12 protein-coding genes are annotated in these 12,413 nt (G+C 37.0%); 3 read left to right on the top strand and 9 right to left on the bottom strand.

Going from position 1 to position 12,413, the window contains the following annotated elements:
* The first annotated feature begins 8 nt into the window (after positions 1-8).
* Positions 9-200, top strand: coding sequence for a hypothetical protein (locus IEV85_RS00180; RefSeq protein ID WP_188459777.1), 192 nt, complete (start codon positions 9-11; stop codon positions 198-200).
* Between the two features lie 121 nt (positions 201-321).
* Here the strand turns inward: IEV85_RS00180 and IEV85_RS00175 are convergent, their stop codons facing one another.
* From IEV85_RS00175 to IEV85_RS00165, 3 genes are all read right to left on the bottom strand, one after another.
* A complete protein-coding gene (locus tag IEV85_RS00175) occupies positions 322-1,554 on the bottom strand; it encodes a nucleoside recognition domain-containing protein (protein WP_188459776.1) in 1,233 nt (410 codons plus the stop codon).
* Between the two features lie 159 nt (positions 1,555-1,713).
* Positions 1,714-3,021 carry a UDP-N-acetylglucosamine 1-carboxyvinyltransferase gene (gene murA, locus IEV85_RS00170; protein WP_188459775.1) on the bottom strand — a complete coding sequence of 436 codons (1,308 nt, stop codon included), beginning with the start codon at positions 3,019-3,021 and terminating at the stop codon, positions 1,714-1,716.
* A 3-nt stretch (positions 3,022-3,024) separates the two neighbouring features.
* Positions 3,025-3,666: a DUF4290 domain-containing protein gene (locus tag IEV85_RS00165; protein ID WP_188459774.1), complete on the bottom strand. Its 642-nt coding sequence runs from the start codon at positions 3,664-3,666 to the stop codon at positions 3,025-3,027.
* 251 nt (positions 3,667-3,917) lie between these two features.
* Between IEV85_RS00165 and IEV85_RS00160 the strand changes: the two genes are divergently transcribed.
* Both IEV85_RS00160 and IEV85_RS00155 read left to right on the top strand, forming a co-directional pair.
* Complete coding sequence (locus tag IEV85_RS00160) at positions 3,918-5,780, top strand: M1 family metallopeptidase (RefSeq protein ID WP_188459773.1); 1,863 nt, start codon at positions 3,918-3,920, stop codon at positions 5,778-5,780.
* Positions 5,781-5,996: 216 nt separating this feature from the next.
* Positions 5,997-7,094, top strand: coding sequence for an MFS transporter (locus IEV85_RS00155; RefSeq protein WP_188459772.1), 1,098 nt, complete (start codon positions 5,997-5,999; stop codon positions 7,092-7,094).
* 176 nt (positions 7,095-7,270) lie between these two features.
* On the opposite strand, the gene paaD is transcribed toward IEV85_RS00155, so the two are convergent.
* The 6 genes from paaD to IEV85_RS00125 form a co-directional block, all read right to left on the bottom strand.
* Entirely contained in the window at positions 7,271-7,756 is a 486-nt protein-coding gene (gene paaD / locus IEV85_RS00150; RefSeq protein ID WP_188459771.1) for a 1,2-phenylacetyl-CoA epoxidase subunit PaaD, read from the bottom strand.
* 79 nt (positions 7,757-7,835) lie between these two features.
* The gene (gene paaC, locus IEV85_RS00145) at positions 7,836-8,591 is read right to left on the bottom strand and encodes a 1,2-phenylacetyl-CoA epoxidase subunit PaaC (RefSeq protein ID WP_188459770.1); all 756 of its coding nucleotides are present in this window, start codon (positions 8,589-8,591) and stop codon (positions 7,836-7,838) included.
* A 3-nt stretch (positions 8,592-8,594) separates the two neighbouring features.
* On the bottom strand, positions 8,595-9,239 hold the full coding sequence (locus IEV85_RS00140) for a phenylacetic acid degradation b (RefSeq protein WP_188459768.1): 645 nt from the start codon (positions 9,237-9,239) through the stop codon (positions 8,595-8,597).
* Between the two features lie 157 nt (positions 9,240-9,396).
* Positions 9,397-10,395: a 1,2-phenylacetyl-CoA epoxidase subunit PaaA gene (gene paaA, locus IEV85_RS00135; RefSeq protein WP_188459766.1), complete on the bottom strand. Its 999-nt coding sequence runs from the start codon at positions 10,393-10,395 to the stop codon at positions 9,397-9,399.
* 24 nt (positions 10,396-10,419) lie between these two features.
* Positions 10,420-11,004, bottom strand: a complete 585-nt coding sequence (locus IEV85_RS00130; RefSeq protein WP_188459765.1) for a TetR/AcrR family transcriptional regulator — start codon at positions 11,002-11,004, stop codon at positions 10,420-10,422.
* A 171-nt stretch (positions 11,005-11,175) separates the two neighbouring features.
* On the bottom strand, positions 11,176-11,976 hold the full coding sequence (locus IEV85_RS00125; RefSeq protein WP_188459763.1) for a metallophosphoesterase: 801 nt from the start codon (positions 11,974-11,976) through the stop codon (positions 11,176-11,178).
* Positions 11,977-12,413 lie beyond the last annotated feature (437 nt).

The raw sequence follows: 12,413 nt of genomic DNA, 5'->3' as shown, positions 1-12,413 counted from the left end.
ATTAGAGGATGCAAAAAAGTTTTTTTAGAATAGTACTGATAGTCGCTTTAGTTTGTGTAGCTGAACTATTGAGTGCTCAGCCAGGACCTCCTGGTGGTGATCCTGATAATCCTGTACCCATTACTGGTATTGAATACCTGATTGCTGCAGGAGCTGCTTTCGGAGCTAAGAAAATATACGATAAGCGTAAAAGTAAGTAGTTTTACAAAATTAATAGATTGAAAGAAGCAGTAGAGAGTAATTTCTGCTGCTTTTTTCGTTATGTAATTTGGATGACCTTTGTAATAATCAACTTTGATTAAATAAAGAAACAAAGGCTTTTTAATGAAAAAACATGTAGCTTATGATAATAGCAGCAATAATTCCTACCAAATCAGCTAGTAAGCCGCAACTTACGGCATAACGAGTATTTCTTACATTGACAGCACCAAAATATACAGCTAATACGTAAAAAGTAGTTTCAGTAGAACCCTGAAGTACACTTACTGTTCTTCCTACAAAAGAGTCTGCACCATAAGTCTCCATCACATCAACCATCATACCTCTGGCACCACTGCCACTCAAAGGTTTCATTAGAGCAGTAGGAATAGACGGTACAAAATCTGTATTGATATCTAATAGGGTGAAAAAACTTTCCAAACCGCTTTTCACTACTTCCATAGCTCCGGAGGCTCTGAATACACCAATTGCTATTAAAATAGCGACCAGGTAAGGAATGATGGTAATAGCATATTTAAAGCCTTCTTTCGCTCCTTCTATAAACGATTCATATACATTCACCTTCTTTCTGAGTGCCATAATAATAAAGGCTATAATGATGGCAAAGATGATAAAATTGGCAATTGCTGAGGATATTGGGCCTATTTCTGCCTGGCTTAAACTTGTGAAAAACCATATAACTCCGGCAATCATCAAACTAACTGTTCCTAAAGAAAGTAAAATCTGCCTGTTAAAAAAGTTAATTCGCTGAACTATACCTACAGCAAGTAAACCGGCCAGGGTAGAGAAAAAAGTAGTCAATAGAATGGGTATGAAGATATCTGATGGATCTGCGGCCCCTAATTGCGCACGATAAACCATGATGCTAATTGGAATAATAGTTAATCCGGAGGTATTAAGAACCAAAAACATGATTTGGGCATTGCTTGCCGTATCTTTATCAGGGTTTAATTCTTGCAAACTGTGCATTGCTTTTATGCCTAATGGAGTAGCAGCGTTATCAAGCCCCAACATATTAGCTGAAATATTCATAAGCATTGCCCCCATGGCAGGATGCTCTTTAGGGACTTCCGGAAATAATCTGGAAAATAGGGGAGAAGTAATTCGGGATAAAGCAGCTACCATTCCTCCTTTTTCACCTATTTTCATAATGCCGAGCCACAATGTCATTACTCCCGTTAGTCCGAGTGAAATTTCGAAACCAGTTTTAGCCATGTCAAACGTAGCCTGTGTAAGTGCAGGGAATATTTCCATATTTCCCATGAAAATCCACTGAAATAATGCAAATGCAAAAGCGATTAAGAAAAAGGCAATCCAGATGTAATTTAAAACCATATGCGCAAGTAAAAACTAAAAAAGTGAATTTACAATGTGCCTTCAAGGAATATTTTGAAGTGATAGAAAGTTAAGGTGTTATAATTGATGAAATAAAAAAGGAGCTATAGTTTTTGTATAGCTCCTAATACGATAAAGAGATAATTGAGATAGATAAGGTTAATCTATTCGCTCAATCTTTGCCCCTAAAGCTTTCAATCTTGTGTCAATATTCTGATAACCTCTGTCAATCTGCTCTACATTATGAATTGTACTCTCTCCATCAGCGGAAAGTGCTGCAATTAATAAGGAAACACCTGCTCTAATGTCCGGAGAGGTCATAGAAATACCCCTGAGATTAATTTGTCTGTTCAGTCCAATAACTGTGGCTCGGTGTGGATCACACAATATAATCTGTGCACCCATATCAATAAGTTTATCCACAAAGAATAACCTGCTCTCAAACATTTTTTGATGCACCAACACGGTTCCTTTTGCCTGTGTAGCTACCACTAAAACAATACTTAACAGATCAGGTGTGAAACCAGGCCAGATAGCATCGGCTATGGTCATAATTGAGCCATCAATAAAAGTTTCTATCTGATAGTTGGTTTGCGCAGGAATAAATATATCATCACCTCTAAATTCCATCTTAATCCCTAACCTCTTAAAAGTATCAGGAATAATTCCTAAATGTTCTAAACCAACATTTTTGATCGTAATTTCTGATTGAGTCATTGCTGCCAGACCAATAAAACTTCCGATCTCAATCATATCAGGAAGCATAGTGTGCTCTGTTCCTTTAAGTTTTTCAACCCCTTCAATGTAAAGCAAGTTAGAGCCTATACCCGTAATTTTGGCTCCCATTCGGTTTAGCATTTTGCATAGCTGTTGTAGGTAAGGCTCGCAAGCTGCATTATAAATAGTGGTTTTGCCTTCGGCCATGCAAGCCGCCATTACCACGTTGGCTGTACCGGTTACTGAGGCCTCATCTAAATGTATATAAGCTCCCTTTAAAGAGGAGGCATCAATGTGATAGTAGCTGCTTTTGCTATCAAAAAGAAATTTAGCACCCAATTTCTCAAAACCTATAAAATGAGTGTCCAATCTTCTTCTCCCAATTTTATCTCCGCCTGGTTTAGGAATCATTGCTTTGCCAAAGCGGGAGAGCAAAGGACCTAAAAGCATAATTGATCCCCGTAAAGAAGCAGCTTTTTTGGTATAAGCCTCTGTGCCAAAAAAATCAAGATTGATGTTTTGAGCTTTAAACTCATAAGACTCTTCACCTATTTGAGTTACCTCTACCCCTAAATCGCTTAATAAATCAATAAGCTTTACTACATCAACAATGTTAGGAACTTTATGAATTGTTACCGTTTCAGGTGTTAATAAAACAGCGCATAAAATTTGTAAAGCCTCATTTTTTGCACCCTGTGGAGTAATTTCACCGGAAAGTTTTACTCCCCCGGTAATTTTGAATGACGCCATTGATTAATTTCTTCTTTTTTTGTAATTCTGTTTTTTACCCTTATGGTTGTTGCTGGGCCTTGATGATGGCCTGGAGGTATCTTTATATATAAGATCAAAAGCGTTATTATCTTTTACTTCCTGAATATCCACACTTAACTGACCTCCTGAAAGCTGCTTAATATTGTCTGCTACTGCTTCCTCTGTTACATTATCACGATTCCAGGTGCTATAAAAGGTTTTCATGAGTCTTCCTATATATAAAATAGCAGCGTTTTTCTCTTCTCCATCTTCCAACGCAATAGCTTTTTCTACTAAAAGCTCTACATTTCTTCCGTAATGCTTAAACTTTACTTCATTGGTAACATACTTAACCCTTGCAGGCTTTCTCCCCAATATTTCTTTAGCAGGCATTGGGTAGGGGCTTTCTACGTCAAGGTCAAAATCAGACATTATAAATAAATCATCCCAATATTTTTGCATGTTTTCCTGATTTGCATCCTTCGGACCGTTGCTCAGCTGTTTAATGAGATCCACAACAGTGTAGGCCATCTGTGTTCGGGTGTCCTTATCCTCTACAGTGCGAAGGTGCTTTACCAGCATCTGAACATTTCGTCCATATTCTTTTAATTTCATATCAGGGCGTTGGGTATTGTAATCTAACATAGTATTTCCTGTTAACTTGAACAAAGTTAGAAAAATAGATATAAATAATAGCCTAAACAATGGCTGAGTTTAATAATTATACCATTATATATCCATATTAATGAACATTCATTAATAAGTACGAATTATTCTTCTAAAAGAACAGCTTTTAATCTGCTCATCCGAGAAAATCGGACTCTTACATAAATTTAATTGGCTAATTGAATGGATTTGTTCATTTTTAAGTTTTAAAGATTCCTAAAATTATAATTATGAAAATAAAAATTGCAATGATTACTCTGCTGGGCTATATGGCAGCTTTTGCTTCTACAGCCCAAACGGATAGATGGCAACAAGCTATTAAGTATGAGATGGAAATTGACATGAATGTAGAAAACCATCAATTTACTGGTAAGCAAAAAGTAAAGTATACAAATAACTCTCCTGATACGCTTAAAAAAGTATTTTATCATTTGTATTTCAATGCTTTCCAACCTAACAGTATGATGGATGTGAGGTCAAGAACCATCATGGATGCTGATAGAAGAGTGGGCGGAAGAATTGCAGAGCTTTCTACAGGTGAAATTGGCTATCAAAAAATTAAAACATTGAAGCAAGATGGGAAAAACGTAAAATATGAGGTTGTAGGAACTATTTTGGAAGTGGAACTTTCAAAACCTATTATGCCGAACTCCACTGTAGATTTTACAATGGAATTTGAAGGACAGGTTCCTGTTCAAATAAGAAGGTCTGGTCGTGATAACGAAGAAGGAATAGCTTATTCAATGGCGCAATGGTATCCTAAAATGGCTGAATATGACTACCAGGGTTGGCATTCTAATCCTTACATCGGGCGTGAATTCCATGGTGTCTGGGGAGATTTTGATGTGAAGATTACGATTGATAAAGACTATATACTAGGTGGAACAGGTTATGTGCAAAATCCTAATGAAGTGGGACATGGTTACCAAAAAGCAGGGGTTAAACCAGCTAAAGGAAAAGATGGAAAGCAAACCTGGCATTTTAAAGCACCTAAAGTAATTGATTTTATGTGGGCTGCAGATCCGGATTTTACACATGAAACAGCTCAAGTACCTAATGGACCTACTTTACATTTCTTATATCAGAAAAACGAAAAAACAGCTGAAAATTGGGAGAAGCTGAAAGGCTATACAGTTAAAGCTTTTGAATATGCCAATAAAACTTTTGGTAAATATCCTTATGAACAATTCTCTGTAATTCAGGGGGGAGATGGGGGCATGGAATACCCTATGTCCACTTTAATAACGGGTGAAAGAAGTTTACCAAGCCTTGTAGGTGTTACTGTACATGAAATGTTTCACAGTTGGTACCAAGGTGTCTTAGCCACCAATGAGTCATTATATGAATGGATGGATGAAGGGTTTACTTCGTTTGCTTCTTCTGAAACTATGAATGTTATTATGGAGCAAGGAGAGCAAAATCCTCAGGCAGGAAACTACAGAGGATACCTTTCATTAGCAAAAAGTGAATATGAAGAGCCAATGAGTACTCACGCGGATCATTACCACACTAATTTTGCTTATGGGAGAGCAGCTTATTCAAAAGGAGCTACTTTTCTAGGGCAATTGAGATACATAGTAGGCGAAGATGTTTTTTATAAAGGCATGCGCAGGTATTTTAACGAGTGGAAATTTAAGCACCCTAATCCTAACGATTTCATTAGAATTATGGAAAAGGAGTCCGGACTGGAGCTGGATTGGTATAAGGAATACTGGGTGTATACTACTAAAACTATTGATTACGGTATTAAATCTGTGCTTGAGTCAGATGGTAAAACAGTAGTAACTTTAGAGAAAATTGGTAAAATGCCAATGCCCGTTGAAGTAACTGTGAATTTTAAAGACGGGAGCACAAAATTGTACTATATACCTTTGCGTATTATGAGAGGAGAAAAGAAATTTTCAGATAGCAAGAATGTTAAAGTGTTAAATGATTGGCCATGGGTGTATCCGACCTATACTTTTGAAATTGAAGGAAGTGCAGCTGATATTCAAAGTATGGTTATTGATAAGGATAATGGAACGGCTGATGTAGAAGAGGGTAATAATAGCTTTGACAGAGAAAAACACCTTAAAGTTACTTTTGAAGAATAATTTCGAATAATTATAAAATTTAATAGATTTTGCTAAAGCATACTTCTGATTTTCAGGGGTATGCTTTTTTTTGTTTATCCGGTTTTTAATGAGGTTAGTAGCTGAAAAGATCAGATTTGTAGAAAAAAACTTGAAATAATAAAAGAATAGCTCAAAAATGAAATCCGGATATGAAGTGTTAATCGTAGTTTAAGCTGATTAAACCCTATATGGATTATGGTACAAGCTCAAACCCGAAATACAGCTATTAAGTGGCAGCAAATATTTAGTTTATTAGCACTTTATGCTTCAGTTATTATTGGCTGGATAGCTTATCACCGATATCAACCTGCCCTGCTGGAAACATTTGACATGAAAGGATTTGCCCCTGCTCTTACCTGGGGAAAGGCAGTCATTTTGATTTTAACTCCTCCACTTGCGGGTTATTTGGGAGATAAGTACAGAGATAGGTTAGGCAACCGCCTGAGGATAGTTACTTTAGGTGTTAGTTTTGCTGCCATGATATTTATGACTGTGGCATTTACTTTAATTGTTAATCCACCACAGTCTTTTGTGCTATACGCTTTACCTGTTTTAGTCATTTTATGGTTATTCGCAATGAGTTTGTTTACAAGTCCCGCTATATCCACCATTGAGTTATTCTCGCCTTCAGCACAACTTCCAATTACTGTTGCAGCACTTACCATTGTTTCAGATTTATTATATTCTTTGGAACCGGTAATTGTTGATATCATTGATTTTCTGGGAGGAGCAGCAACTTTTGCTGTTGGCGGAGTAATAGTTTCTATCTCGGGTTATTTATTAAGAAAAAGCTCCCTGCATACAATGGCAGGAGAGCAGGAGGTGAGACCAGATGAGGAAAAACCTAAATCAAAAATGGGTAAAATTGTTTTTCTTGGCATTGGAATGGGCCTGTTTTCAGGAATAATAATTGAAGTTTTTCCTAATTACCTTGATATCCTGAAATCTACAATAGGTATTAGCGGTCAATGGATATCTTCATTAGTATTGGTTCTTACAGCAGTTTTTTCAATTATCATAAGTAGGTGGGTCTCTAAGAAGAATATTATTAAAATATTGCTTACAGGGCTTCTATTTGCAGCAATTAGTACCGTAGGTGTTTTTACAGTTTCAAGCCATTCAGTGATGTTAATATTGCTTGCAGCATTTGCCATTTTCTATGCTATGGTAAATGTAACCTCCCTGCCATTAGCGCTTCAGAATACCAGTGTGAAGGAGAAGGTATTTGGTGTGGGTGTTTTCTTCTGTGGTTTTGAAATTCCTAATAGTTTGATTGATGTTTTGATGATGTAAGGGAAGTAATAAAGAAGCGAAAGCACTAGGCTTATGCTAACTCAATCATAGAATTTATAACTAATAAACTTTCAGCACAATATTTAGAGAAAAGTAGGTGAAAGCGTTGATTCAAATGATGTTGATGTTTGTTGGAAATGCAAAACTCTATAGTTAAACTTCAAAAACCTACCAACCTATATCGGCTTAAAACTTTCAAAGGCTTCACCACAATTATTGCAATGATGCAAGGAACGGCATAGGGTAGGGCCGAAAGGTGATTTTAAAGTAGTATTAGTGCTATCACAATTTGGACATTCTGCATGTTCAATAATGTCTAAATCCTCGATAATGTTATTATGAACCGGAGGAGGGGCTAACCCGAACTTCTTCAATGCCTGTTTACCTTCAGAGGAAATTAAATCAGAACTCCAGGTGGTTTTTAAATTAAGGTTGACTGCATGATTGGTGATTCCATGTTTATTCAATACTTCAGTCACATCAGATTTCATATAGTCCATAGCAGGGCACCCTATGAAGGTTGGAGTCATATTGACAGTAACATGCTCACCTTTTACTTCAATGCCAGTAATTACGCCTAAATCTACCAATGAAATCACTGGTATTTCAGGATCTTTTACTTCTTTCAAGAAAGATAATATGTCTTCTTTTGTGTAATTCATTGCTTGCAATAACGTATAATATTTTATATTTATACTGAGCCTAGGTTCGTGTCTCACGAAACAAATCAAAAAGACTTAATCACCAATCCGCAGTAGGGTCCTCATTAAATACTTCACTCATTTCACTTAAGAGTGGCTGTAGGTATTCAGTATGCTTTCCATATCTACCACCATAAACTGGTTTTAATGTGTCCCAATCAGGTAACTTGAGGCCTGCTTCTTCCAGCACCATGTGAATGTTTTCTTTCCATTGTGTTTCAATAGCTTTCTCACCAGCATAGATCCCAGCTTCAATAAAGTCGTTTTCATATTTTGAAGGCTCGAAAATTCCCAGAGCGTAAGGTAGCGCATAATCTAAAGCAGATTGCATTTTACTATGTGCCTCTTCGTTGGCATTAGATAATTGTTTTACCCACGTATTGGCGTGCATAACATGGTATTTTACTTCTCCTTTCAGCTTTTTGGCTACCTGTGCCACTTCTTCAATAGGGCATTCTGCCAGCATTTGGAAGCGGATGAATTCTGCATGATCAAATAAGAAGTGCCTTATTAAACTGAAATCATATTCACCGGAAGGTAACTCAACTAATTGGCAATTATGAAACTGTTCTGCATTTCGGGTGAAGGCAACAGTATCAGGATCTTGCTCTCCTAACTGATGTAGCAGATTATAAAAAGCCAGGCTTTGACCTACCTTGTCTTGTGCCATAGAGGAAAAGGCAATATCTTCTTCTAAAAGTGGTCCCATGCCGGTCCATTCCGAGTTTCTGTGACCAAGAATCAATTGGTCATCAGCAATTTTATATAAAAGATCTTTTAAGGCTTCTTCAGTCATGTCTTAAGCTTTTTGTTGTTCTTCTTTAAACTTTTTAATTTTCTCCGTGGCTTTGTAATCCATTGCATCACGATATTTTTTATCGGGAAGAGTATTCCAAATATCTGCAAATTCATCACCTTCAATCTTTAGAATGTCCTCTTCTTTAACAATCCATAAATTCAATGCTGGTTTGTCATCTGCAAAAGTATTCTTGGCATTCCATAACGCTTCTTCAAAGGAATTTGCTTCTACTGAACCACTCAAACTATGCTGTTTACCTCTCTTAGCCAATTGAAAAACCTGGTAAGTCGAAAGCCCATTCTCTTCGGCACCCTCCATAATTTCTTTATTGATATAATCATAGATATCTTCACCATTTTCAGTGATAGGAGATACCTGAATAGCTGTTGTTTTGATTACCCAAATTCCCACGCAACTCATACCTCTTCTGCTAAACTGTTCTTTAGCAAAAAGGAAGGCCATCTCTTCAGTAGGAGCATGTACTATGCCCTCGTGCTGCATGGCTTTATTTTCTTTAGGCTGAACGAAAACTTCGTAGGTAATAAACTGGTCTTTTTCATCCTTTTCCGGGAAAGAGCTACCAAACTCTGCCGGAATCGAAAGCCTGTTGATCCGTGGATCCAAAGATTTTAAAAAATCAGACATATATTAGTAATTAGTTAATGGTAATTAGTGAATTAGTTAATGGTAATTAGTGAATGGTAATTAGTTAATTAGTGAATGGTATATAGTTACTAGTCAAAGGTGAATGTTCACAGGATTTCTCCTAATGCCCAATTACTAATAACTTTTTCCTATATGATTAAGCCATCGGAGCAACGTATTTGTCACCTTTTGTCTTAGCAGCTAAGGCTCTTCTTACCCATGCACCGCGTTCTTCAGCAGTTCTTCGTACCGCTAAACGTTCCTTATTGCAAGGTCCATCACCATTAATAACCCTTTTAAATTCTTCCCAATCTGGTTCAGTAAATTCCCATTCTCCTGTTTCCTCATTTTTCTTTAAATTCTCATCAGGAATTGTTAGGCCTAGTTCCCAAATTTTAGGAACATACATGTCAAGGAATTGCTGACGACATTCGTCATTGGTGGCCATTTTTACTTTCCACTTAGTGAGTATTTCAGTGTGTGTTGAAATTTTATCTGAAGGTCCAAAGAAATGCATCATAGGTGCCCACCACCTGTTTACAGCTTCCTGCATCATTTGGCGTTGTTTCGGTGTGCCTGTAGCAAGATGTATTACACAATGATGACCATATTTTAGATGGAAAGACTCTTCGGCACAGATTCTATCCAGTGCTCTGCAATAAGGGCCATAACTACCTCTGGCATTTGCTAATTGATTAACGATAGCTCCCGCATCTACTAACCATGAAATAAAACATGAATCAGCCCAGGTAAAGGTAGGGTAGTTGAAGATGTTGGAATATTTTGATTTTCCGGTAATTAAATCCTCAATCATCTGCTCTCTGGATTTACCAAGTGTTTCAGCAGCTCCATAAAGTAGCTGAGCATGACCTACCTCATCCTGTACTTTTGCCATTAAGGCAAGCTTTCTCTTGAAACCCGGAGCGCGGGTAATCCAGGTGCCTTCGGGTAAAGAGCCAATAATTTCTGAATGAGCGTGCTGCTCTATCATGCGAATCAATTGCTTCCTGTAGAGCTTAGGCATCCAGTCTTTAGGCTCTATTTTCTCGCCTCTGGCTATTCTGGCTTCAAACTCAGCTAATTTTTTCGGATCCTCATCTTTCAGCAATTCATTGTTTGTTGAAGAAGGTTCAAATACTTGTCCACCACCGTACATAATAAATTTATTTTAGGTTAAAAATTATCTTACTCTCAATCCGTTGATAAAAACATCTGTAACATTTCCAGCAATATCTTTCGGACTTAATTTGCCTCCGGGCTTATACCAGGCAGGCATCCAGTTGATGGAAGAGAGTAGTGCTAATACTGTAAATTTAGCGTCTAAGGTTTTAAATATACCTGACTCATTACCATCAATCAATATTTGAATGAATCTGCCTTCATACTGATCTCTCATCTCGAGAAAATCTGTGAGGTAAGGTTCACTTAAATGTCTCCATTCTGAAAAGAACACTGCACTTGCAGCAGGATCTTTCGTTAAAACCTCTACATGGGAAACGACTGCTTTCTGAAGTTTTTCGTCAGCACCACCGTGTTCCAATTCTATCGATTGCAAAGAATTGAAAAAATCTTCTGCTAACTGAAAGCAAATTATTTGTAAAATCTCTTCCTTCGATTTTATATGAGAATATAAACTGGCAGCCTCAATTCCTATAAAGCTTGCCAAATCCCTCATGGAAGTAGCAGCATATCCTTGTTTTTGAAACAACTGAGTAGCTTTCTCAATTATTTGCTGCTTTCTATTCAGTTTATTCTTTGTAATCATTTGTTAAATGTACCAAACTAACGATTGTTAGGCAAATATTGTTCCTGATTTTTTTATTTTCTGATTATTATCTGCTGCTTGTAGAATCAGAATGCTATAATTCAATTAGAGAATATAGAATTTTTGTAAGGTAAGAGTGTTAGTATATACTAAAATGATAGGGATTAATTATTAAGTGTTCTTCCTGCTGATTTGGAGTACATTGGGTACTTCAGCGTAAGTTTTAAGCGCTTTTACCGATACTAGTTCTTTTTCAGGGTAGCGAAGTGCTGTAAGGAAGCCACCGTAGGCACAACCGGTATCAATATTAATTGTATTATTAATCCAGTCGGTTTCCGCAACAGGTGTATGGCCATATACAACCATGGCTTTGCCGGAATATTTTTTTGCCCATGGAAAACGAACAGGTACTTTAGTTTTGTCGAGGTCGTCCTTTGGTTCTCCATTAATGCAAAACTCTTCTACAATTACAGATTTCTTTCCCAGCATTTTCTTTTTGATGCCGGCATGAACTACAGCTAACTTTCCCTCATCAAATACGCTGTGAGCAGGTAAACCATTGATAAAGTTGACCAAGATTGTTCTGAATGATCTTGTTTCCTTTTTTAATTGTTTAGCTGTTTTTTCAATACTACTTCCTTTTTTAATGCTTTCTCCGTTGAGCATGTTTTCCAGCTTCACTTCATGGTTACCTTTTACGCTAAAAGCTATTTCCTGATTAACCATGCTCATAGCCAACTTGAGTACATGTAGTGAATCAGGGCCTTTGTTAACAAGATCCCCTACGAAAATAAGTTTCCGGCCTCTCGAATGAGTCACTTTGAAACCAAAGTTTTTTTCATCGTACGGACACTCTTCTACACTGTATTCCAGTTTGTGAAGCAGTTCTGTGAGTTCTTCAATGCAGCCATGAACATCACCAATAATATCAAAAGGGCCTGTATGTTTTTTGTATTTAACCTTGGGCTTCATAAAGATGATTTAAAAGTATGATCGCAATAATTGCAATGAGCTATAGTAAATTTATCGGAGAAGCCTCTGAAATGTTAGGTTTATCAGAGTATTTGTTGAAGAAGTAGTGTATTTAGGGCCTGCTTAAAAAGTCTCAGGTGCCTAAAATACAATCCGGCAAAGTGAAGATGTATACTTATACCTCGAACTGAAGCCAGGGAAGTAGTGGAGGTGCTTGAGACTAGCCCACTAAAAAATTAAAATTCGATTTTTTAGTGCACAGGTTCTGAAGTTTTATTCTAATAAAAAAATGCATTTACTGAAAAACTATTGGAGACTAATCATGTTTAAGGGATATTTGTCTCAAGTTTAGTTGCTTTTAAGAGCCCTATTTAGGAGGATGAATAGAGTGGGAGAGCAACTAAAGTCATAAAAAAAGCCCTGATAAAAATTTACCA

Source organism: Marivirga lumbricoides (genome assembly GCF_014636295.1).
Lineage (GTDB): Bacteria > Bacteroidota > Bacteroidia > Cytophagales > Cyclobacteriaceae > Marivirga > Marivirga lumbricoides.
This window is presented reverse-complemented; position numbering and strand designations above follow the sequence as displayed.